The following is a 23625-nucleotide window of genomic DNA, read 5'->3' on the forward strand; positions in this document are numbered from 1 at the left end:
TAAGTAAAAACTATATATTGTAGTATAAAAAAGTGTATATAGTGTATTTATGTTTTTTGGAATATTTTATATAAAAATAATATTTTAGAATCTTTTCTAACTATTTTTTGCTAAAATTACACGTTTTAATGTTTTATTTTGTGTGAAAAAGGTAAAAAATGACTACATTTTTGCTTGTCTTGCAGATTATTTTATCGATTTTTATTGTGATTGTCGTGCTGTTGCAAAAGAGCTCAAGTATCGGCTTGGGTGCGTATAGTGGGAGTAATGAGAGCCTTTTTGGCGCGAAGGGTCCAGCTAGTTTTCTAGCTAAAATAACGATGACTTTAGGCGTGCTTTTTTTAGTCAATACCATCGCACTTGGCTACCTTTATAACACGCGTGGGACGCAAAATAAGAGCGTGATTGATAATGTGGAGATTCCAAAATCAGCGCCACTTTTGCCTAATTCTGTGCCGCTTTCTAGTCCGCTACTAAATAACACGCAAAATCCGCTTTTAACGCCAACGCAGGGCAATTCGCCGCTTTTAGCACCGCAAAATATTCCAGAATCTAGCACAGATTCTAACCAAAATATAGAATCTAACGCCACGCAAACGCCACAATAAAGGACAAATATGCTACAAGAAATCTACAAAAACACCACGCAGCACATGGATAAGAGCATTTCTGCGCTGCAAAAGGACTTTGGCACGCTTCGCAGTTCGCGCGTTTCGGTTAGCATTTTGGATAATGTGCGGATTGACTACTATGGTAGCCCTACGCCGTTATCGCAGGTTGGTAGCGTGATTGCACAAGATGCGACTACGATTGTGGTTACGCCGTGGGAAAAGGGCTTGGTGAAAGACATTGAAAAGGCACTGCAAGAAGCAAATCTAGGTGCAAATCCTAATGTGAATGCGGATTCTATAAAGCTATTTTTCCCGCCAATGACGCAAGAGCAGCGAAAAGAAATCGCAAAGCAAGTAAAAGCAATGGGCGAAAAGGCAAAAATTGCCGTGCGAAATATCCGCCAAGATTCTAATAATGCGATTAAAAAACTAGAAAAAGAAAAAAACATTAGCGAAGATGACGGCAAAAAGGGAATGGATGAAGTCCAAAAAATAACAGATACTCACATTAAAAAAATAGATTCTATGGTTAAGGCAAAAGAAGAGGAAGTGCTAAAGGTGTAGTGATTTTAAGTTGGAGAGTTATAGATTTACAAAATTATTTTTATAATAAATTATAAAATAGTTGTGATATTATTTTAAACGAAATTTGAATTTGTATTGTTTTTGCTAATTTTGAGTAAGTTCGTTACATTCCCCTTATTAAAATATGAAAAATTGAAACATTTTATTTGTTTAAAATGGAAAAAATGTTAATATTTGCATTTGAGTGAAAAAAGATTCTATAACGCAAGCCCAAAATTGCGATATTATAGAATCTAGATTCTATAAAGCAAATTTAGAATCTAAACTTACAGATTCCATAACTTTAACCATAAAAAGTTACAGAATCTAAATCCACACAAAAGGAAGCGATGATGGCGAAAAAAGTTTATTATTTTTCCACTTGTATCGGTGCGGCGGCGTGCAGTTCTGCGGCGTTAAATGGCATTCGGCTGCTGCAAAAAGAGGGCGTTGAGGTGATTTTCAAAAAGGACCAGACTTGCTGTGGGCAGCCTAGCTACAATTCGGGCTATTATGACGAGACAAAGCAAGTCGCCCTTTATAATATGAATTTGTTTAAGGAGGACTTGCCGATTGTCCTGCCAAGCGGCTCTTGCACGGGGATGTTGCGGATTGATTATGAGGAGCTTTTCGCAGGAACGGAGCATCATGAGAAGGCAAAGGCGTTTTGCTCTAGAATCTATGAATTGAGCGAATATTTGGATAAGGAGCTAGGCGTGCGATACGAGGATAAGGGCTCGCCCATTCGCGTCACGTGGCATAGTAACTGCCATGCGTTGCGTGTGGCAAAGTGCATAAATTCGGCGAAAACTTTGATACGCAGTTTGAAAAATGTTGAGCTAGTCGAGCTTGAGCGCGAGATGGAATGTTGCGGATTTGGCGGGACTTTTAGCATTAAAGAGCCAGAGATTAGCAATGCGATGGTAAGCCAAAAGATTGAGGATATAAAGGCGCGAAATGTCGAGTATCTAATCGCCGGTGACGCAGGCTGCCTATTAAATATTAGCGGGGCAATGCGAAAGCAGGGCGTAAATGTGAAATATATGCACCTTTATGACTTTTTGGCAAGCCGCATCGGCTTAAGCTCGTAAGGGTTTAGCATCTAAAATAGCCATGATATCCCCAAGTAACTCCACAAGACGTATTGTAAATTACATGAGTGAAAAAATGTAAAAGCATAAACTTCTGCTTTACTATTAAAAACGTAAAATAATAATCTTAAAATTCATGACATTTTAATTTGCTTGTAAGAAAATTAGATTCTCATTTTTATGGAATCTTGCGAGTTAGATTCTATGTTTTATTAATGGATTCTAAGAATTAAGATTGTATAATTTTGCAAATTAGATTCTAAAATAGATTCTAAAAGATTGTAAAAAGGGCGTGGATGAGGTATTTTTTTGTTGTTTTGTTTTTTGTTGGTTTTTTGTATTCGCATAATTTAGAATCTAATGCCCAAAGTTTCAAGCAAGATTCTATGGAATCTAAAAACATAGAATCTACACAAAAAAAACTAGATGTTTCACTAAACGCTCAACATGACAGAGAAAATACGACTCGAAATTTAGATTCTAAAACTCCAAAAGATTCTATAGAATCTAGGACAACAAAACTAGATGTTTCGCCTTTGGCTCAACATGACGATAAAAATATAGAATCTAAAACCCCAAAAGATTCTAACCAAAATATAGAATCTAAAAAGATAGAATCTATCACCGCGACAGGCTCTGCATCCCTTGATAGCGAGGTCGCAAGTATCCCCGGGCACATTGATATTGTAACGCAAAAAGAGATTAATAAAAGCACAAATGCTAAGATTACTGATGTGGTAAAAAAGCTTAGCGGCGTGCGAATAGCAAATGATGTCGCCTTTAATCCGCGACCAAATATCAAAATTCGCGGTATAAATTATGGCACGCTTGTAATGCTTGATGGCGTGATTTTAAGCGATTTAGAGGGCGAGAGCCGCATTTTAAATCAAATTTCACTTTTTGATGTAGAAAAGGTCGAAGTCGCGCGTGGAGCATTTTCTAGCCTTTATGGGAGTAATGCTATCGGTGGCGTGATTAACTTTATTACGAGCATGCCAAAAAGTTTCACTATAGAATCTATTGCTGGTTATGGTAGTGAAATCTTACAAGATACCGCTGATAAAAATCTAGCAAAGTTTTATTTTAGCATAGGAAACGCCTTTTTTACAAATAAAGCCTTACGAATTAAATTTAGTGCCGGTTTGACTACAACGCAAGGCTATGCAAGTTTCCCTACTTATGTCGCTACAAAACCAGCTAATACAAGTGGCGGATTCTATGATAAAGCAGGACGTTTTATCATAGGCGATGGCGGTCGCAGAGAGTATAGAATCTGGGATACGCGACTAAAATTAGAGTATGATGTGGGCGAAAATGGGCTACTTAGCTCGATGTTTAGCCTGTCAAGCCATAGTTATGAGATGGCAAATCCTAAAAGTTACTTGCTAGATTCTAATGGGTCGCCGACTTTCACTTTGCCAAATTCTTCTCAATATCCCGGCACGAGTCCCTTTGTGGGTAGTGGTTTTGGTGGGTTAGGATATTACACGCATTTTTTGGGGAATATCTCATATTTGCACTATTTTGAGAATAGTGAGCTAAAAATCTCGCTCTCAAGTGTGAATCTTTTCTCCCGCTGGGGCGATGCTCTTGCCTACTATGATAACCCTAATCCGCCCCCGACTTTAGCCGGTGGCATAGGCGAAACGCAGGATATTTACACATCTAGCAACTATTTTGACATTTTGCATCATTATCATATTAATGAGAATCACAACTTGGCGACTTCGCTTCAGTTTCGCTATCTAAATTTTGATAGCCTGTATTACGCATTATCAAACTGGCGTGATTTAGATTCTATCGCGGCTAGGGCTGGTCGGGGCGCTGGTGGGATGAGCTTTGTGGCAAGTGTTTTTATGGACTGGGAAGCCTTGTGGCTTGATAATTTAAGCACAAATCTTGGGCTGCGATATGATTTTTGGCTAAATTTTAATAGTTATGCCTTTGGGAGCTTTGAATCTGGGGCTTTGGATAGTAATAATAGTTCGCATATTAGCCCGAAATTTTCTATAAATTATACGCCATTTAGCTGGTGGAAGCTTAAGTTTAGCATAGGTAGCGGCTTTCGTATGCCAACTATTAGGGAGCGTTTTCAGCCTGGTCATGGTGGTGAAATGTGGCAGCCTACGCCATTTTTAAAAGCGGAAAATGCCCTTAGTTTTGAAGTCGGCAGTGAGATAAATACGCGTTTTGCGGATATTGTGGTGTATTATTTTCACACTGAAATGAGCGATATGATTTATCGTCAAGGCGGTGGAAGTGTGGCAAATCCTTACTTTTATGCGAATGCTGGACGTGGGCGAATTAATGGCGTGGAGTTTAGTCTAAGTGTGCCGATATGGCGTAGTTTGCGTTTAGATTCTAATTACACTTTGACCTTAGCGCGTGTGATAGAAAATGCGGCAAATCCCGCGTCTGTGGGCAAACAGCTTGTCAATACGCCAGAGCATATCGCAAATATTTCGCTTAGCTATGGTGAGAGTGTTGGAATCTATGGTAGTTTGTGGGCGTTTTTTACTTCGGCTTTCTACAACGATGATATTAACTCGCCGCCGCTTTATCGCACTTTTCGCAACTATGACGCCGCTTTTAGTTTGAATGCTAAGTTAGGCTATATTTTTAGCAATGGATTAGATTTAAGTGCAAGTTTTAATAACATCACAAACAACCGCTACTATGATAGCTACATAGTCCCAGGGGCTAGTTTCTACCTGCAAACAAGATATAAATTTAGGAAGTCTTAGAATCTAGTCTATCTTTTGCTAACTTCATTAAATTCTTACAAAATCTCCTGCCACAAGGGTAAAATTGCCTCTTTGCTAAAGTTGGTTTGAGCTAAGATTCTAGCATTTTGCCCCATTTTTTCCCTTAATTTAGAATCTTGCATTAGCAAAAGTAGCTTTTGCATATACATTTGCGTGTCATTTTGCGGGATTAAAAAGCCACTTTTAGCCTCATCGATTAGCTCGCGTGCAATGCAATCAAACGCAACGCAAGGAAGTGCGAAACTAGTCGCCTCCAAAACAACCATTCCAAAGCCCTCATGAAAACTTGAAAGTGCGTAAATATCGGCATTTTCGTAATGTGTCGCCATATTTTTAGCAAAGGGCAGAAGTTTTATACAATCTTGCATTTTTAAAAGTGCGATTTGGCTTGTCAGTTCTGTTTTCAACTTACCATCGCCAACGATATGAAGCTCCCAACTCGCCCTAATTTCGGGGTTAGATTCTATAATTTTGCTAAAAATATCAATCAAACGCGAAAAGCCCTTTTCGTGCGTAAAACGCCCAGCTGCAAGGAGTATTTTTTTATTTTTTTTGCTTTTAGATTCTATAAAATTGCTATGTTTTTTAGAATCTAAATTTTTAGAATCTAAGTTATTTTGACTAGATTCTATATTATTAGAATCTTGCAAAAAGTTAGCATTTTCATAACTTTTAGCAAAATTTTTTAGGCTCTCAAGTGGCGGAAAAGTTGGCAAAAAATTTGGTATAACTTTCACATTTTTATGATAGCTTTGCCATTTTACTAAATCATTGCTAGATAACACGATTAAAGTATCGTATGTATCGAATATTTTCTTTTTTTTCTTTGGAATCTTTATGTGCCACAGCCGCAGTAATTTCACATTTTTTATTTTTTTTATCGGTATAAAAGTGCCATCATTTGATAGAATTGTAGATTCTATATTTTCGCTCGAAAGTAAGTTAGATTTTATATAATTTATAGCTTTAAAACTTAGTAAAATCCTAATAATTGTTTTATTAAAAAATCGTCTAAATTTGCTGCCTTTAATCGTGCTAAGATTGCTTAAATATGTGATTTTTACATTTCCTAAAATTTCAAAAGTCGACTTTTCAAAAGTTTTAAAAAAGCTAATAATTTCTACTTTATAATTATTAGATTCAGTATTTTTAGAATCTTCACGCTTTTCAACCGCCACATTAGAATCTAAGTTAGAATCCAATTTGGAATCCACCCCAAAATCTTCACTAAAAGCATTCGCCAAATTAGCACAAACTCGCTCTCCACCGCCATTTTCAGTAATATCACGCAAAAGTATGTAAATTTTTTTCACAATATTTTTACCTTAAAACATCTAGCGTGAGCCTTTATTCGCCTTTGTAGGCGGCTTTTCAATCCTTATTGTTTGCTTAGTATTTTGCTTTTCTAGCTGGGCTTTAAAGCTATCCTTTGCATTTAGCTCCTTGCTTCGCTTAGTCTTAAGCTGCACACCTAGTGCATCAAGTATGTCTTTGCTAACCTTCTCGCCTGTGGCGCGCGTGTTCTCGCTTTTTACCGCTTCGGTTAGCTCAGCGCGCAAGATTAGCGTTTTTGGTGGGGCTTCAAAGCCGAGTTTGACGCTGCCTTTATCCACGCTAACGACTTTTATAATGATGTCGTTGCCGATTACCACGCTTTCTTCTTGCTTCCTTGAGAGTATCAACATTTTTTTGTCCTAATAATTTTTTAGATTCTATACCAAAATTTGCAAATTAAAAGGCTAATAATACCATAATTTCGTGTGTTTTTACTTATGTATTAATAGTTCTTTATTTAACAATAGCTAAAATCATCTAGATTCTATTGGCGTTGTTTAGCTCTTCAATTTCTTCGTCTTCTTCTTTAATGGCTTCTATCATTTGTGCGTATAATTTTAAGCTTTCCTTTGCATCTTCTTCATCGATTTTACCCATTACATATCCTACGTGTAATAGTACAAATTCGCCTACACTTACATTATCCTGCATTAAATCAAGACTTGCTTCTCGCCTTACTCCAAGTGTATCAAGCACCGCAGTATTAGAATCTCTTTTGATTTCTATAACCTTAGATGGAATAGCTAAACACATAATAATCCCCAAAAAAATAAATATAAAATATTATCAAAATAAATACTAAAACAAGAAAAAATATACTCGAAACCAAACATTTCCATTAGAATCTAGATTCTAGAAAAATGCTCGATTGCCCGGGCTAGTTCATCCAAGCTAGATTCTATATTTCCAGAATCTATTGCTGATTTCACACAGCAATTTACATGGTTTTCTAGCACGATTTGCCCTACTTTGTGCAACGCAGATTTTGCCGCGTTAATTTGTATCAAAATATCCACACACGCCACGTCGCTATCTATCATTTTATCAATCGCATTTAGCTGCCCTATGATTTTTTTGACGCGTTTGTGAATACTTTTTGCATTGTCTTTTTCCATAGATTTCCTTTAATATAACTTGGCAATTTTTTGGTATTATACCCTATTGTAAAGGGCGAAAATGAAAAAACTATATTTTTTATTTCTATTTTTGGGCGCGATTTTTTGCGGCTTTAGCACACTAAAGGCAGTCGATGTCGAAAATGTGATAGCCCACTGCAATCGCGGAAATATGACTGCTTGCTCCATTTTAGGCGACTTATATTATGTAGCCGATGGCGTGCCGCAGGATTATGGTAAGGCGGCGAGATTCTGGCGTTTAGCGTGTGATTTGAAAGAAATGAATGCGTGTTATAACTTAGGCGTGTTGTATCAAGAGGGACAGGGCGTTAGCCGCGACTTTGATAGGAGTTTGGAGCTTTATACAATGGCGTGTAATGCCGAGCATGCGGGCGCTTGTTTGAATCTAGCTTTCCTTTATCATCAAGGTAAAGGCGTGGCGCGTGATGAGGCAAAGGCACGTGGATTCTATACCACCGCGTGTGATGGGAATAAGGCGGAGGCTTGTTATAGCCTTGGCAATCTTATGTTTTATGGACGTGGGGGCGCGGTGGATTATCCAAAGGCGCATGATTTGTATATGAAAGCCTGCGAGCTAGACCACGATGATGCCTGTGATAATGTTGGCGTGATGTATGCAAAGGGCGAGGGGATACCAAAGGATTATGATAAGGCACGAGAGTTTTTTACGCGTATTTGTGCGGATAATAAGGCTGGGGCGTGTTATAATCTTGGAATCTTATATGACTATGGCTGGGGCGTGGAGCAGAGCTATCCGCGTGCGATTGAGCTTTATACGAAGTCGTGTGATATGCACCATTTGAAAGCGTGTTATAATCTTGGGATAATGTATAACAAGGGCTATGGCGTGGATGTGGATTTTTACAAGGCGTTGGGACTTTATACAAAGTCGTGTAATTTGAAACACGCAAATGCGTGCTATAACTTGGGCGCGATGTATTATCAAGGAGAGGGCGTTAGAATCAATACTATGATAGGCGATGAATACTTATCGCGTGCTTGCGCTTTGGGTGATAAGAAGTCGTGTAGTAAAGATGGCGAAGTAGTCAGCAAAAAGGTCGAACAAGAAGTAATCCACACAGAATCTAATCTAAATAATAACGAAATCACCGAAACTATCATTGACACAGAAAGCATTGAGGTGAGGAATAAGTGAGTGCCTCCTTATAGCATAAATTAAAAGGAAAAAGTAATGAAAAAACTCCAAGATAAAGCAAAGATTCTAATCGAGGCGCTGCCTTATATCCAGCATTTTCGTGGCAAGGTGATTATCATAAAATATGGTGGGAGTGCAATGGAGAGCGAGAAGCTTAAAAAGAGCTTAATACGCGATGTGGCGTTACTGCAAAGCATCGGTTTTAAGCCTATAATCGTGCATGGCGGTGGAAAAGAGATTGACAAATGGCTAAAAATCGCACAAATTGAGCGGATTTTTAAGGACGGATTGCGAGTGACTGATTTGCCTACAATGGAGATTGTGGAAATGGTGCTAAATAAGATTAGCAAGGAGTTGGTCGGGCTTTTGAGCGAGTTTGGCGTGAAAAGCTGCGGGCTAAGTGGCAAGGATGGCAAGATACTGCAGGTTGAGCCTAAGGATAGGGAGATTCTAGGCTTTGTAGGGCGTGTGGTAAGCGTGGATAGCACACTTATTAATGCGGTGCTAAATAGCGATTTTGTCCCTGTGATTTGCCCTGTGGGGATAGGCATTGACCATCGCAGTTATAATATAAACGCTGATGATGCGGCGTGTGCGTTAGCGGAGGCGCTAAGGGTGGAAAAGCTTGTGTTTTTAAGCGATATTGAGGGCGTGTATCGCGACTATAATGACAAAAGTTCGCTTATTAGTGAATTAAGTATCGCGGAGGCGCAAAAATTAATTAGCGATGGTAGCATAAATGGCGGGATGATTCCAAAGATTAATAGCTGTATCCACGCGGTGCGAAATGGCGTAAGCCGCGTGCATATCATCGATGGGCGAATTGAGCATTGTTTGCTATTAGAGTTTTTCACAAATCGCGGAATAGGCACCGCGATATTAAATGGGTAGATTCTAAAATCACATAAAACTATCCACAATAAAAGTGCTATAATCACTAATTTATTACATTATTTAGGTTAGCAAAATGGTAATTTGTATCAATGGTTTAGGGCGAATGGGGCGAACAATCCTGCGTGAAGCACTGCGACGTGGGCATACTATAAAGGCGATAAATGATGTGGCGAGTTTTGAGATTTTGGCGTATTTGATTAAATTTGATAGCACGCATGGCGAGTTTAAGGGCGATGTGAGACTAGATTCTATAGAATCTAAAAATATGGAATCTAAGACACAAAACACGCAAGATTGCATAGAATCTAGGTCAATAAATACACAAGATTCTAACATAAAATCTACAAACGCAAAAATAGATTCTAAAGATTCTAAAAATACAAGCGAAACGTCCAAAAACACGCAAAATCACGCAAATATAGAATCTAAAAACACAGAATCCAACCCACAAAACACTAAAGATTCCATAAATATAGAATCTAACTTTCCCCCCCAAAAAGTTACAGAATCTATAACACAAAAATTAGTAATAAACAACCAAGAAATAACAATCACAAACCACGCAAACCCTGAATCTATCGACTTTGGCGAGTGCGATATAGTGATAGAAAGCAGTGGTAAATTCCTAGATTCTAAAAGCGTGGAGCATCACCTAAAAAAAGGCGCGAAAAAAGTCATCATCTCAGCCCCAGCCAAAGACGCCACAAAGACCTTCGTGCTGGGCGTAAATCACACGCAATACGCAGGCGAGCCCATCATCTCAAATGCGTCCTGCACGACAAATTGCATCGCGCCCATTTGCTACATTTTGGATACGCATTTTGGCATTGAAAGTGCGGCGATGACGACCATTCACAGCTACACAAACGACCAAAACCTGCTAGATAACGCGCATCGCAGTGACAAACGCCGCTCGCGCGCTGCGGCAAGCAACATCATACCGACTACCACAGGTGCGGCTATCGGGCTTAAACGCGTCCTGCCGCAGCTTGAAGGTAAAATCCATGGGCAAAGCCTACGTGTGCCTGTGATTGATGTGTCGATGGCGGATTTGAATTTCTACTTGCGCGATGATTTTAGTGTGGAAAGTGTGCATGAATTGTTTAGCAAATATGCGCAAGATTCTATGAAAGGCATTCTTAATATGGATACGCAATATCGCGTCAGCAGCGACTTTTTGGGTAGTTCATTTAGCAGTATTGTCGCGGTTGATTTGACGTTAAAAATCGGCAAAATGCTAAAAATTATGTCGTGGTATGACAATGAAAGTGGCTATGCGAATAGAATCCTAGACCTAGGCGAGTATGTTTTAAAATAGATTCTATAGAATCTAAACTCGCAATATCCAGTAAAAGATTCCATATTTAAATGTTAAAATTACACAAAAATTTATACCAAAAGTGGGACAAATGACATTCTTACAAGTCGTTATTTGCGAGTTTAGGGCGTTTTTTAGCAATGTTAGCGTGATGTTTGTGGTGATTGTTGGCTCAATCCTTTACGCTTTCCTTTACCCTACGCCCTACTACGCGGACATCGTGCGAAAGCAGCGTATTGTCGTGGTTGATAAGGACAATAGTGTGCTTAGCAAGGACTTCATTTTCCTTGTGAATAACGCTGATAATTTGCAGGTTGCGTTTGTGACCGATAGCGACCAGGTCGCAAAGGAGCTGCTTGAGAAAAATGAGGTCTATGGGCAGCTAAATATCCCAAATGGCTTTGAAAAAAGTATCAACAAGGGCGTGCCTGTCGAGCTTTTGTATCGTGCGGATGCGAGCTATTTTCTCATTTATGGCACGATTATTGAGGGGCTAAATAATGTCGGCACTTTTTTTAGCAATGAAATCAAAATGAAGCGAAACGCCCTGCTAGGCAAGACAAGTGCGGGAAATGATGATACGCTCGTGCATTTTGTCTCAATTCCTTTGTTTAACCCATCTGTGGGCTATATAAACTACGCACTGGCTGCGATTTTGGTTTTTATTTTACATCAAACGTTATTAGCCGGGATAATGATACAAAGTGCGGGGCAGAATATTTTACGAAAAAAAATATTAGGAAATTTGAAAGATTCTAGGGGATTAGATTCTAATATTTATAATTTGGGGGATTCTAAGAATTATATAGAATCTAATTCGCAAAATATTATAGAATCTAATAAGCAAGATTCTAAAGATTCTAATAATTTGGTGAAAGTGATAGAATCTGCTTCCCAAGATTCTAATAAAATTACAGAATCTAATTTGCGAAATAGCTTAGATTCTAATAATAAAGCCAAAATGATAGAATCTAACTCGCAAGATTCTATAAATTCTAACAATCAAGATTCTATAGATTCTAAGAATATTATAGAATCTAATTACCAAGATTCTAACAAAATGATAGAATCTAACTCGCAAAATTTGCAAGATTATAAGAATTTAGATTCTCAAAAAAGTATAGAATCTAGTTCGCAATATTTACAAGATTCTAATAATATTATAGAATCTAATTCCCAAAATAATATAGATTCTAACATTTCCCAGAATCTAAATTCCAAAAAAGATTCTAATATAGAATCTAATTCACAAAATTCTAAAAACGCACCAAACGAGCTTCCATACTTTATAAAAGCGCCCATTTTCCACCTAATTAGTGCGCGAATTTTCACATTTTCCATACTTTATGTGCTGTTATTTTTGATATATTTTGGCGTGTTTTTCAAGGTTTATGGAATTAATACGACTGCTAATTCCTTTGAATTTTGGTGTTTTGCTTTGATGTTTATCATGGGGACGGCGAGTTTTGGCGTGATGCTTGGCACTTTTATGTATAGCAAGTCGCTGCCAACGCAAATCATTCTGCTTAGCTCGATGCCGCTTGTGTTTATGATGGGCTTTATCTACCCTATTATGCTGCTGCCGCAAGTCCTGCAAACGCTAATCCAAATCGTGCCAGCATATCACGGCATAAATGGCTTTTTGCGGCTAAATCAAATGAGTGATACGCTAAATGCGATAATGCCGCACTTCTACGCCCTTTTTGCAATCTTTTGGATTTGCTTTGGGATTAGCTATTACCGCTATAAAAAGACTAGAAATGCAATGCAACTAGCTTAAAAATTTCAACCCAACACTTGCAAAAAGTATCAAAAATAAAAAAAAGAACTTCGCTAGAGACTTGCTTTCATTAAAAAATAAAACGCCCACAATCACGCCACCACCAGCGCCAATGCCTGTCCAAATCGCATAAGCTGTGCCCATTGAAATGCCCTGCATTGCTTGTGAGAGAAAGCCAAAGCTTAGGGCGAATTGCGCGATTAGCCCTAAAATAAAAATTTTGCGTTTTGTTTCGACAAATTTTTTCATTGTTATAACGCCGACAATTTCCATTAACCCAGCTAAAATGAGAAAAAACCAGCTCATTTTTTCTCCTTTTTAGAATCTAAAATTGCCTTATTTTGAGAATCTTTAGAATCTTTGCCTTTAGATTCTATTTTAGATTCTATAAAATTCTTAGAATCTATATTATTTTGCAAATTAGATTCTATAGAATCTTTGTTATTAGAATCTTGCGAATTTTCTAACTTAGATTCTATATTATTAGTATTTTTATAACTATCAATGCCCATATCCTGGCGAAATTCACTAGCGATTACTTCCTCGTCTTTACTATTGCTAACAACTTTTAAGCCGATAACGCCAACTAGCAAAATGCCAATAAGAGCGACCTTTAGCGCCGAAAAAGGCTCATTGAAAATCGCCATTTCAGCCACCACAACCCCAGCCGTGCCAATGCCCACAAATACCGCGTAGCACACGCTTACCTCAAGCTTTTTCATCGCGACCATAGCGCAACAAAACGACATCGCAATGCCAAAGCCAGTCAAAATATATTCCAAAAAATTGCTAGAATATTTCAGCCCACTCACCCAAAAGCACTCGATAATCCCACCTAAAACAACCAAGCACCAAGCAAGATTGCTAGTAACTTTGAAATTTTTAGTATTGCTATTTTGCATAGTTTTTCCTTTTAAAATTATAATACAACTATAAATTTGATAAAAAAAATCAATATAATTCACTATCATAAATATTAAAAACAAAATTTTTACTTATGATGATTTATAATCAACTGCATTTTATCTTTCAGTGCATTATAAAGTTTATCGATTTCTATGCCGTGGGGTTGCCCACTTAGCAGTATTCGCAGGGGCTTAAATAGATTTTTGCCCTTTAGATTTAAACTCGTGCTTAAATGATTTTTAAAATCTTCATAAGATTCAAAGTTTTTAGAATCTGTTTTTAAAATCCCTAGAATCTTATCAAATTCATCCTTAAACTCGCACATTTCCCTTTTAGATTCTATAGAATTAAAGGTGTTTTCTAAATGTGTTTTAAGCTCAGCCACACTATTACTCTCCCCTAAATATAGCGTTATTAAGTCCTTAAAATCAGCCTCCTTAGCACCATTCAAATTTATAGAATCCAGCAAATAATAAAAACTTTCAATAGGTTTTTTTCGCAGTAAATCGCGGTTAATTTGCAACATTTTTTTATAATCAAAATGCGCCGGGTTACTGCTAATATTTGCCACATCAAAGGCGTCTATCACAGAATTATAATCAAATAACTCGCCACACGCACGTTCCACACTTGAATTTCCCATAATTATCAAATAATTAGCAATAGCCTGCGGCTCTAAGCCCTGCGAAATTAGCCATTTGACACTTGAAGCCGCATCACGTTTTGACATTTTTTTATTTTCATCATTTAAAATTATCGGCAGGTGCGCATATTTCACATTCGCCCCAAAGCCTAACGCCTCCTTTATTAGAATCTGCTTAGGCGTATTGCTAATGTGGTCCTCGCCGCGAATGATGTAGCTCATCTCCTTATCATCAATGCTGCAGGCGAAATTGTAGGTCGGCACATCATTTCGCATAATCACAAAGCTATCGATTTCCCCCGCGCTGAAACTAATCTCGCCCTTTATCTCGTCTTTAAAACGCACGGCTTTATTTGCGTGAAGTCTTATAATATTGCTGGTTTGTCGGTCGCCCTTTTCAAGCTCCGCCCATTCATCTTTGTAGCGAAAAGCTTTTTTTTGAATCCGTGCTTCCTCGCGTTTGCTCTCCAAAAACTCCTTGCTACAATAGCAATAAAACGCCTTGCCTTCCTTAATTAGCTTGTGTGCCAACTCTCTATGCAGCGGAAAATTATCACTTTGATAAATTAAATCATCATAACTTAGCCTAAACGCCTTAAGCAAATCCAAAATATCCTTATCTTTATTGTCAATATTTCGCTCTAAATCGGTGTCTTCAATGCGAATGATAAACTTTTGATGTAACTTTTTTGCCATTAGAAAATTAAAAATTGCCGCGCGCAAATTGCCTATGTGCATATCGCCTGTGGGAGATGGAGCAAATCGTAACATATCTTTGCCTTTTTGATAAATTTTTAGAATCTAGATTCTACAATGGAATTATTTAGAATTTAACATTATCATTTATAATTATATTCTACTTAGATTTAAAGGAAATATTTGCGAAAAGTTTTGCTTGATACCTCGATTATCCTTGATGATACGAATAATTTGGTGCATTTGTTTGAGTGTGGCGATATGATTTTTATAAGCGATGTCGCCTTAGAAGAGCTTGATAGAAAGAAAGATTTGCAAAGTGAGAGTGGGTATTTTGCTCGTGAGTTTTTCCGCTGCATTGAAGATTCTAAACAAAACACAGAATCTATAGAATCTATCACCCCGCTAAATGACGATTTTATCGCCACGCTCGAGTTTAAAACGCAAAGCTATAAGATTCCACTTCACATTATAACGCGTAAAAAATATAAGACGCAAAGTAGCGATTATGGCTACAATGACGCGCGTATTAGAGAGATTGCAAAGGATTATAACCTAGTGCTTTTGACAAATGATATTGCTTTGAAAGTGCGGAGCTTGAGTGAAGGAATAAGGGCAAAAAGCCTTAAAAATGGGCAAATTAGCAATCCAAAAGAGATAAATTTTATCACTAAAATTACATTAAAACGCGACCTAAGTGATAAAGCCGAGTTTGAATCTTCACCCGATTTTAAAACCCATACAAACTGGCATATTTTTGAGATTAGCGAGTGCGATTTTACCGATAGTGCGCGTTATTTCACAGGGCGAAAATACTTTGGCGTAAAGGTCAATAATGCCCTTGAAATCCTTGATTTAGATTCTATAATTAAGGAAAATAAGCCCTACATTTTACCGCTAAATATCGAGCAGAAACTCGCCTACGCCCTGCTTATCCATCCGCAAAATTTTCTTAGCATTATCACAGGTAGCACGGGCAGCGGCAAGACTTTGATGGCACTTTTGGCAGGGCTGACACTGCAAAAGCTAAATAAAGTCGATGGGATAATCTACCTGCGAAATACGATTACCGCAAATGATAAAGAGGCTGAACTAGGCTTTCGTAAAGGCGATGAGAGCCAGAAACTGCACTATTTTATGTATCCGCTTTTTTCTAGTATCAATTTTATTATTGAATCTTTGAAAGAGCATAGCGAGGCGAAACGCATTGAGTATAAAGGCGAGGCAAAGGGCTTTGACAAAGATGAGGCGACATATTATTTCTTACAAAAGCATAATATTGAGATGCTTGACATCGCGCACGCAAGGGGGATTAGCCTGCATAATAAGTTTGTGATTTTTGATGAGGTGCAAAACGCTTCAAATGCTACGATTAAGCTTATCGGCACGCGTATCGGGGAGAATAGCCGCATTGTGTTTTTGGGCGATTATAATCAAATCGACCATCCATATCTAAGCAAAACGCGTAATGGCGCAATAAGTATGCTAAATAAAGCCTTAAGTGAGGATTTTGTCTTTGGACTGCAATTTAAGCACACAATTCGCAGCATTTTGGCTAGTTGGTTTGATGCTAATTTTTAAATCTAAATCACTGTAAATGATAATCTGCGAAGCGAATTGATACCGATGAATCGCGTCTATAACATCGCTAAAGTGCTTTCGACTTTAAAAAAATTCCCACTTAAAAGTCGCAATAGAATCTTGTTTGAATATCTTGTTTTGAAAGGTAAAAATGATGATTTAGACTCGGCACGTGCGTTAGTTAAGCTGCTAAATGGCTTTAAGGCAAAAGTGAATTTGATTCCCTTTAATCCGCATGAAAATAGCGAGTTTGAGCGTCCAGATTCTAAAAGTTTGGAAGCTTTTGCTTCCTTTTTGTGTGAGCGTGGAATCACGGCTACAATTAGGGAGAGCAAGGGGCTAGATATAAGTGCGGCGTGCGGGCAACTGCGTGAAAAGACACTGAAAAATAAAAATTAGATTCTATAATTTATAGATTTTAAGATATAATGTTGTCTTTTTATTTAATTTTAAGGTTGGCCTGTGGTGAAATTAGCGTGGGTGTTTTTTATTTTTTCAGGTAGTGCGTTTGCGTATTTGGACCCAGGGACTGGCTCACTTTTGCTCTCATCTTTTATCGCACTCATTGCCTCTGTTATTTTTTTTCTTAAGGGTAGTTTTTATAGAATCTTAGATTTGTTTAAGAATGCTAATACCACTAATACTACGGGGGGGGGGGGGAATATCACTCTAATCACCAAAATGAGAATTTAGATTCTAAAGAAATTGATAAATTTATAAAATATAATTTGGGTTTTGTAGAATCTAGATTCTATGAAAATAGCGAAAATACTAATTTAGATTCTAAAAAGTTAGGAAATATAGAATCTAATCATACAAAAAATTCTAATAACGCAAACTTTAAAGATAGCTTAGAATCTAATTTGCAAGATTCTAAAAACCTATCGCCCATAAGTGAAGAAGATTCTAATAATATTGTGGAAACTAATCTTTCACAACATTCGCAGTTACACTCTTTGAATCAATCTATTCCCACCCGACCACCCACTTGTAAGATTAAGTCAAAGAGTGTAACTGCGAATGTTAATTCTAATGAAAATATAGAATCTAGATTCTATGAAAATAGCAAAAATGATAATTTAGATTCTAAAAAGTTAGGAAATATAGAATCTAATCATACAAAAGATTCTAAAAAAGTTATAGAATCTAATTTCCTATCGCCTATTAAACGTCCTAGAAACTTTACACAAAATAATCATGGCATTGTGATTTATAACGAGGGGCGGCAGTATTTTAGCGTGTTTCACCCTATTGTCGCGTATTTGGAAAGCATAAATTATCCTTATACATATTACACAAGTAGCGAAAACGACCCGCTTTTAAGGCTCTCTAATAAATCGCAAAATATTATCGAATTTATCGGTGATAGTAATAAGGCGTATTTAAAGCTAAATGCGCTAAAGGCGGATATTGTGCTAATGACTACGCCCCAGCTTGATGTGCTGCAAATAAAGCGTAGCAAGGGTGTTGAGCATTACTGCCACATTATCCATTCCCTGCCGCATGTGGATATTTATGAGATTTTTGCCCTTGATTATTTTGATAGCGTTTTTACTAATTCGCCTATACACACGGATTTTATTCGCCTTGTCGAGCAAAAGCGGGGCTTAAAACGCAAAAAGGTTGTGATTACAGGCTGCACTTATTTGGATTTTTTGGATTTGAAACTTAGGAGGTTATTAGATTCTAATAAAAATATGGAATCTAAGAAGATGGATTCCCCCATCCCTTGCGGAGAGGGGTTAGGGGGGTGGGTAAATTCTACTTCCCAAAATAATAAAATTATAAATAAACAAGAAGATTCTACAAAAACACAGAATCTAGATTCTAACAACGCACAAGATTCTAATAACGTCAAAGAAGATTCTAAAAGCCTAACGCCCAACCAACGCAATATAAGTGAAAAAGATTCTATACAGCATTCGCACTCTCAAACTTCATATAAATCTATTCCCACCCGACCACCCTTTTTTAAGATTGATACGAAGTTTGAGAGTGCGAATGCTAAATTAAATGAAAATACAGAATCTAATTTGCAAGATTCTATCCTAAACGCCGCTCACCACCCTACTATTAATATAGAATCTAACAAAGATTTTATATACGATAAAACCTTTAAAGATTCTAATAAAAAAATAGTGCTTATTTCGCCATCTTGGGGGCGTGAGGCACTTCTTAGCAAGTATGGAATGGCAATTATTAAGCCGCTTTTAGAATCTAATTTTAATGTGATAATTCGCCCGCATCCTCAGAGCCTAATTGCCGAAAAGCCACTATTAGATTCTATAAAAGAACAAACCAAAGGATACGCAAATATCGCTTACGACACAAATATCGATAATATTTACGCGATGCAGGTTGCGGATATTATGCTGGGTGATTTCTCTGGAATCTTATTTGACTTTTTATGCTTGTTTGAAAAGCCACTTGCGGTTATGGAGTTTCATTTTAATATCATAGGCTATGATTTGGAGGATATTTATGATACGCCGTGGGTAAAGGGCGCGCTAGCTAAGATTGCAAAAAATATTAGTGTGGCTGATTTGCCAGCCTTGCCAAGTATCTTAGAATCTGCCCTAAATGATAAAAGTTTGCAAAATAATATAAAGGAAATGAAATCTCTTTTGTGGAAATATCAAGGCAGAAGTGCGGAAATTACGGCTTTGGAACTGCTAAAAATACATAAAGAAATCTTGCTATCAAGACTAGATTCTAATATTTATCATAATCTTAGGTTTATTGATGATGTTTTGGATTTTAAAGAAAATATAGAATCTAATCATACAACAGATTCTAAAAAAGTTACAGAATCTACTATCCTATCGCCCACCCACCACCCTATTATTGATAAAAAAAGGTAAAAAGTTATGAATATTATAAGTGATGTTTTATATTATGTGTGTATTTTCCCTTTGGAGCAAGTGCTATCTTGGCTACTTGATAGGTGTATTAGATGGACTAGGAGTAGCGGGGCTGGTGTAATCTTGGCTAGTCTTATTATAAATATAATTCTTTTTAAACTATTTCTCTACACTGATAAAAAGGCAGCGCAAGAAGCGACACTAAAAGCAAAACTAGATTCTAGAATCAAAGCGTGGAAAAGCGTGTATAAAGGTGCGAAACTTTACGCATTTACACAAACGCTTTATAGGCAAAATCATTATCATCCCATTTACGCACTGCGAAGTCTTGGTGGCTTGAGCTTACAGATTCCATTTTTTTGGGCAATGTATTTGGTGATAAAAGATTCTAATAGTTTTAAAGAAAAAAGCTTTTTGTGGATAAGTGATTTGAGTTTGCCTGATAGTTTGAATCTTGCGGGACTTAGCATTCATTTATTGCCACTTTTGATGACACTTTTTACACTTATAAATGTGTATTTTACATCTAGTGAGTTTGCCTCTCGTTTGCAGGGCGTGGCTATTTCACTGCTTTTCCTTGTGCTGCTTTATAATATGCCATCTGCCCTAGTGCTTTACTGGTGTGTAAATATGTTTATAGCGATGGTAAAGACGATTGTTGCTACGCAAATACTCTCTAAAAATGAAAATATAGAATCTAATTTGCAAGATTCTATCCCAAACGCCCACTCTATAAATATCCTATCGCCCACCCACCACCCTATAAGTGAAGAAGATTCTATCCTAAACGCCGCTCACCACCCTATAAGTGAAAACGCCCACCACCCTATTCCAAAAGGTATAAAAGTATGAAAGCAATAATCCTAGCCGCTGGTCGTGGGACAAGATTGCAACCACTCACACTTTTAAAGCCAAAGCCCTTGCTTGAAATAAAAGGCATAAGCATACTAGAAAATATGATAAATATACTGCGAAAAAGCGGTGTAAAAGACATAATAGTCGTTACAGGCTATAAAGCGGAAATGTTTAAGCCCTTAGCAAAAAGGCTAAAATTTAAACAAATAATCTATAAAGACTACGCTACAAAAAATTCGGCTGCATCGCTAAAATTAGTCAAAGATGAGATAACTAAAGGAACTATAATACTAAATGCTGACCTTTATCTTACAAAAGATTTTTTAAGCTACAAAAGGGCGAATGTTTCACAAATTATCGCACAAGAATTTAAGCAATCACAAGATAGCTTTTGGGGCTACATTACAGATTCTAACTTTAAGATTTTAGATATTGATTTAAATGCGACTAATGGCTTTGGCGATGGCGTGGCGATTTTAGATAATGAAAGTGATATTGCGATATTAAAAAATGAGATTGATAAAATCGATGATAATCAATACTGGGAATATAGCATTTTAAATAGCCTTAAAAAAATTGATTTTTACTGCTTTAGTGCTAACTTTTATGTAGAAATTGATAGTTTTAAAGACGCGTTAAGAAATAATCTACTAACGCCGCAAGATATTGCAATGCAATGCAGTGAAAATGCCAAAATACAAAGGCTAGGCGGTATTACAAATATTAATTATAAAATAAGATTCAATAAAGAAAATAAAGTGATTAGAATCTCGCGTTTGGGCTTAGAAAATATCATTGATATAAATGTAGAAAAGCGTGTTTTAGGGCTTTTGCAGGGCTTAGATATTACGCCTAAAAGTGAGTTTTTTGATACTATAAAATTAAGCGATTTTTTGCAAGGCTATAGAATCTTATCTAGTAAAGATTTAAAAAATCAAAAGATTATATTTCCATTATTGATAAAAAATCTAAAAAAACTTCATAGCATTGATTGCAGAAACGCGGATATTCCGCGATATTTTTTAAGTGAAGAGATAGCAAAATATGAAAAACTAACAAATGTTAGAATCTTAACGACTTTGGAACACAAAAAGTTAATGGATATTGCGCGTAACTTAGATTCTAAGGAATTTGTGCTTTGCCATCGCGATTTGCAAATGCCAAATATTATGTTTAATGGCAGTGATATTAAATTCATTGATTTTGAATACGCTGGGCTATCGTGCGTAGAGTGGGAAATAGGGAATATGTGTAGCGAATTGCAATTTAGCAAGGGCGAAATTTTGGAATTTTTGGAAATGTGGAATGTGGAATCCGCAAAGATTCTAACCTACAAAGACGTCTTAAGTGGAATGCTAATAAGCAACTATATTTGGGCTTTATGGGGCTTTATCTACGATAGATTCGACTTAGCGCGTGAATATATTTCGCGTTTAGATTCTAATATTAAGGAAATAAATAATGAAACTAGATTCTACAAATAAAGTCATTGCGAGTGATAGCGAAGCAATCCACACAAAAGATTCTAAAATGGATTGCCACGATTTAGATTCTAACAAATCTAAATCTCGCAATGACAACCAAAACGCCACCACACAAGATTCTATCACAAAATGGATTTTAGCAAATATCTCCTTTATGCTACTTGTATTTTCGCCATTAAATGTGTATGTTAGTGGGCTTTATGAGTTTGAGCTAGATTATATGTTGCCTACGATTTTGGTGCTTTTTGGCTCATTTTTACTTTTATATTTTTCGCTAATTTATTTATGTAGCTTTTTTAATGGCTTTAGATTCTATAAATTTATTGTGATATTTTTTAATATTTTGTTGCTTGTTGGCTTTTGTTATACATTTATTTTTGTTGGTGATTATGGGCTTATGAGTTATTTTATATTTGATAGATTGCCTAGTGTTAGCGAGATTCAAAGGGTAATTGATATTTTTGTGATTATATGTTGCATTGTTTTAGGATATTTTTTACTAAAATTTAGATTCTATATCAACATACTAAAAGTTCTATTTATTGTAATGTTTTGCATTAGTAGTTTAAATATTTATAAGGTTGTAGAATATATTATAACGCATAAAAATATAGAATCTACTCCTGTCATTGCGAACGATAGCGAAGCAATCCAAAAAGAAGATTCTAACAAAATACAGAATCTAGATTCTAAACAAAGCGACCCTGTATTTAACTTTTCTACAACGCAAAAGAATATCTTAGTAATTTTACTAGACAACGCCGATGGCTACTTTATGAAAGAGCATATAGAATCTAAAAAATATGATAATCTTTTTAACTCTTTTAAAGGCTTTAGATTCTATAAAAACGCACTATCAACTTCCACTTTTACCCTGCCAACTTTAACAAGCGTAATAGCAGGGAAATACTACACAGCCTATAATATCAATCATCGCCAAATAGATTCAGTGCAAGAAGAAATAGCAAAAGGCTTTGCTATGATTTTTAACGCCTTTTATGATTCTAGCTTTAATATAGCGGCAATCTTAGATAATCCACTAGATGAGCGATATTTTAAGCCTTTGGTAAAAGATTCTAACAATATAATTTTTAATGCTACAAAATATGAAAATTTATATCGACAAGCTCATAAAGACGAGCTAAAAAATCTTATTTCAAATCCTATTCCTTTGGCAAATCTATTTTCAGTTTCTGTATTTAAATTTGTGCCATATTCGTTTCGCTCTAGCATTTATAAAGGTGGTGCGTGGCTATTTAATACTCGTTACGCTCAAGTGTATTCAATCGCTAAAATGGACGCATTTCAAAAGCTTATTTCAAATACGCAAAATAAACCCACATTTAAATTTTTCCATTTTGATGTAACGCATAATCCTTACTTTGTAGATTCTAATTGCAAATATGTCGTTACAAATAAGGAGCGTGATATGATGGATGCTCATAAGCAAACCGAAATTTGCTCTTTGAAAATCCTAGCAAATGTGTTTGAAAAAATGAAAAAACTTGATATTTATGATAATACGCAAATTTTCATTGTAAGCGACCACGGGGCGATGATGCAAACTTTTGCCTTGCCTTCAAAATTAAATCACGCCGCAACGCTTTTTTATAAGCCATTTAATGCGAGTGATAATCTGCAAATAGATTCTACAAATGTAGTTAATTACGACATTGCAAGTATTTATTGCGAAAATATTTCGGCTTTATCGCCTTGTCCTAATGTAGATTCTAATATTTTGGAAAATTCGCGTGAAAGAAAGATTCTAACCTATAAATTTGTCCCGCAAAAAGATACGCCAAAAGGCAAAATTATAAAAATAGATGATTACCACATTTTTAAAGGCGGTGATATTTATGATTCTAAAAACTGGGAAGTGGTGAAAGAGAGTGATATAAATAAAATACAGAATCTAGATTCTATCACTTTTAGATTCTAATATTAAGGAA

23 protein-coding genes are annotated in these 23625 nt (G+C 36.5%); 16 read left to right on the forward strand and 7 right to left on the reverse strand.

What is annotated here, in order from left to right; all coding sequences use genetic code 11:
- Positions 1 to 158: 158 nt before the first annotated feature.
- From secG to LS64_RS07330, 5 genes are all read left to right on the forward strand, one after another.
- Complete coding sequence (secG, locus tag LS64_RS07315; RefSeq protein ID WP_052062616.1) at positions 159 to 608, forward strand: preprotein translocase subunit SecG; 450 nt, start codon at positions 159 to 161, stop codon at positions 606 to 608.
- Positions 609 to 617: 9 nt separating this feature from the next.
- Positions 618 to 1175: a ribosome recycling factor gene (gene frr / locus LS64_RS07320; protein WP_034573030.1), complete on the forward strand. Its 558-nt coding sequence runs from the start codon at positions 618 to 620 to the stop codon at positions 1173 to 1175.
- Positions 1176 to 1380: 205 nt separating this feature from the next.
- Complete coding sequence (locus LS64_RS13635) at positions 1381 to 1506, forward strand: hypothetical protein (RefSeq protein ID WP_272916627.1); 126 nt, start codon at positions 1381 to 1383, stop codon at positions 1504 to 1506.
- 22 nt (positions 1507 to 1528) lie between these two features.
- Positions 1529 to 2266 carry a (Fe-S)-binding protein gene (locus LS64_RS07325; protein WP_034573033.1) on the forward strand — a complete coding sequence of 246 codons (738 nt, stop codon included), beginning with the start codon at positions 1529 to 1531 and terminating at the stop codon, positions 2264 to 2266.
- A gap of 296 nt (positions 2267 to 2562) precedes the next feature.
- On the forward strand, positions 2563 to 5010 hold the full coding sequence (locus tag LS64_RS07330) for a TonB-dependent receptor (RefSeq protein WP_034573036.1): 2448 nt from the start codon (positions 2563 to 2565) through the stop codon (positions 5008 to 5010).
- 35 nt (positions 5011 to 5045) lie between these two features.
- Here LS64_RS07330 and LS64_RS07335 read toward each other — a convergent pair whose 3' ends face one another.
- The 4 genes from LS64_RS07335 to LS64_RS07350 form a co-directional block, all read right to left on the reverse strand.
- On the reverse strand, positions 5046 to 6344 hold the full coding sequence (locus LS64_RS07335; protein WP_034573039.1) for a glycosyltransferase: 1299 nt from the start codon (positions 6342 to 6344) through the stop codon (positions 5046 to 5048).
- A 21-nt stretch (positions 6345 to 6365) separates the two neighbouring features.
- Positions 6366 to 6716, reverse strand: a complete 351-nt coding sequence (gene csrA / locus LS64_RS13815) for a carbon storage regulator CsrA (protein WP_052062617.1) — start codon at positions 6714 to 6716, stop codon at positions 6366 to 6368.
- A gap of 127 nt (positions 6717 to 6843) precedes the next feature.
- Positions 6844 to 7119 (reverse strand): HypC/HybG/HupF family hydrogenase formation chaperone, encoded by a 276-nt coding sequence (locus LS64_RS07345; RefSeq protein WP_034573042.1) that lies wholly within the window; start codon positions 7117 to 7119, stop codon positions 6844 to 6846.
- A 92-nt stretch (positions 7120 to 7211) separates the two neighbouring features.
- Complete coding sequence (locus LS64_RS07350; RefSeq protein ID WP_034573045.1) at positions 7212 to 7481, reverse strand: metal-sensing transcriptional repressor; 270 nt, start codon at positions 7479 to 7481, stop codon at positions 7212 to 7214.
- Between the two features lie 61 nt (positions 7482 to 7542).
- Here LS64_RS07350 and LS64_RS07355 point away from each other — a divergent pair, with 61 nt between their 5' ends.
- From LS64_RS07355 to LS64_RS13245, 4 genes are all read left to right on the forward strand, one after another.
- Positions 7543 to 8658: an SEL1-like repeat protein gene (locus LS64_RS07355; protein ID WP_081948363.1), complete on the forward strand. Its 1116-nt coding sequence runs from the start codon at positions 7543 to 7545 to the stop codon at positions 8656 to 8658.
- A gap of 36 nt (positions 8659 to 8694) precedes the next feature.
- A complete protein-coding gene (gene argB, locus LS64_RS07360) occupies positions 8695 to 9549 on the forward strand; it encodes an acetylglutamate kinase (protein ID WP_034573048.1) in 855 nt (284 codons plus the stop codon).
- Positions 9550 to 9625: 76 nt separating this feature from the next.
- Positions 9626 to 10870: a type I glyceraldehyde-3-phosphate dehydrogenase gene (locus LS64_RS07370; protein ID WP_081948364.1), complete on the forward strand. Its 1245-nt coding sequence runs from the start codon at positions 9626 to 9628 to the stop codon at positions 10868 to 10870.
- A 91-nt stretch (positions 10871 to 10961) separates the two neighbouring features.
- Positions 10962 to 12650 (forward strand): ABC transporter permease, encoded by a 1689-nt coding sequence (locus LS64_RS13245; RefSeq protein WP_237416217.1) that lies wholly within the window; start codon positions 10962 to 10964, stop codon positions 12648 to 12650.
- Here the strand turns inward: LS64_RS13245 and LS64_RS07380 are convergent.
- The 3 genes from LS64_RS07380 to gltX all read right to left on the reverse strand — a co-directional run bounded on the left by LS64_RS07380 (position 12642) and on the right by gltX (position 14970).
- Positions 12642 to 12956 carry a DMT family transporter gene (locus LS64_RS07380; protein ID WP_034573051.1) on the reverse strand — a complete coding sequence of 105 codons (315 nt, stop codon included), beginning with the start codon at positions 12954 to 12956 and terminating at the stop codon, positions 12642 to 12644. The two genes, LS64_RS13245 and LS64_RS07380, sit on opposite strands and share 9 nt — an antisense overlap.
- Positions 12953 to 13552: a DMT family transporter gene (locus LS64_RS07385; RefSeq protein WP_034573054.1), complete on the reverse strand. Its 600-nt coding sequence runs from the start codon at positions 13550 to 13552 to the stop codon at positions 12953 to 12955. Before LS64_RS07385 ends, LS64_RS07380 begins: the two co-directional genes overlap by 4 nt.
- 89 nt (positions 13553 to 13641) lie before the next feature.
- Entirely contained in the window at positions 13642 to 14970 is a 1329-nt protein-coding gene (gene gltX / locus LS64_RS07390) for a glutamate--tRNA ligase (RefSeq protein ID WP_034573057.1), read from the reverse strand.
- A gap of 108 nt (positions 14971 to 15078) precedes the next feature.
- Between gltX and LS64_RS07395 the strand changes: the two genes are divergently transcribed.
- The 7 genes from LS64_RS07395 (at position 15079) to LS64_RS07425 (ending at position 23615) form a co-directional block, all read left to right on the forward strand.
- Entirely contained in the window at positions 15079 to 16476 is a 1398-nt protein-coding gene (locus tag LS64_RS07395; RefSeq protein WP_034573060.1) for a PhoH family protein, read from the forward strand.
- A gap of 45 nt (positions 16477 to 16521) precedes the next feature.
- Positions 16522 to 16875 carry a hypothetical protein gene (locus LS64_RS07400; RefSeq protein WP_052062618.1) on the forward strand — a complete coding sequence of 118 codons (354 nt, stop codon included), beginning with the start codon at positions 16522 to 16524 and terminating at the stop codon, positions 16873 to 16875.
- Positions 16876 to 16938: 63 nt separating this feature from the next.
- Positions 16939 to 17169: a hypothetical protein gene (locus tag LS64_RS12795; RefSeq protein ID WP_118977143.1), complete on the forward strand. Its 231-nt coding sequence runs from the start codon at positions 16939 to 16941 to the stop codon at positions 17167 to 17169.
- A gap of 35 nt (positions 17170 to 17204) precedes the next feature.
- On the forward strand, positions 17205 to 19337 hold the full coding sequence (locus LS64_RS07410; RefSeq protein WP_081948329.1) for a CDP-glycerol glycerophosphotransferase family protein: 2133 nt from the start codon (positions 17205 to 17207) through the stop codon (positions 19335 to 19337).
- 6 nt (positions 19338 to 19343) lie between these two features.
- Complete coding sequence (locus LS64_RS07415; protein ID WP_034572215.1) at positions 19344 to 20189, forward strand: YidC/Oxa1 family membrane protein insertase; 846 nt, start codon at positions 19344 to 19346, stop codon at positions 20187 to 20189.
- Positions 20186 to 21676 carry a sugar phosphate nucleotidyltransferase gene (locus LS64_RS07420; RefSeq protein WP_034572212.1) on the forward strand — a complete coding sequence of 497 codons (1491 nt, stop codon included), beginning with the start codon at positions 20186 to 20188 and terminating at the stop codon, positions 21674 to 21676. Before LS64_RS07415 ends, LS64_RS07420 begins: the two co-directional genes overlap by 4 nt.
- Positions 21654 to 23615 (forward strand): sulfatase-like hydrolase/transferase, encoded by a 1962-nt coding sequence (locus LS64_RS07425; protein ID WP_034572209.1) that lies wholly within the window; start codon positions 21654 to 21656, stop codon positions 23613 to 23615. Before LS64_RS07420 ends, LS64_RS07425 begins: the two co-directional genes overlap by 23 nt.
- Positions 23616 to 23625: the final 10 nt, after the last annotated feature.

This window comes from Helicobacter saguini (genome assembly GCF_000762875.2).
Taxonomy (GTDB): Bacteria; Campylobacterota; Campylobacteria; order Campylobacterales; family Helicobacteraceae; genus Helicobacter_A; species Helicobacter_A saguini.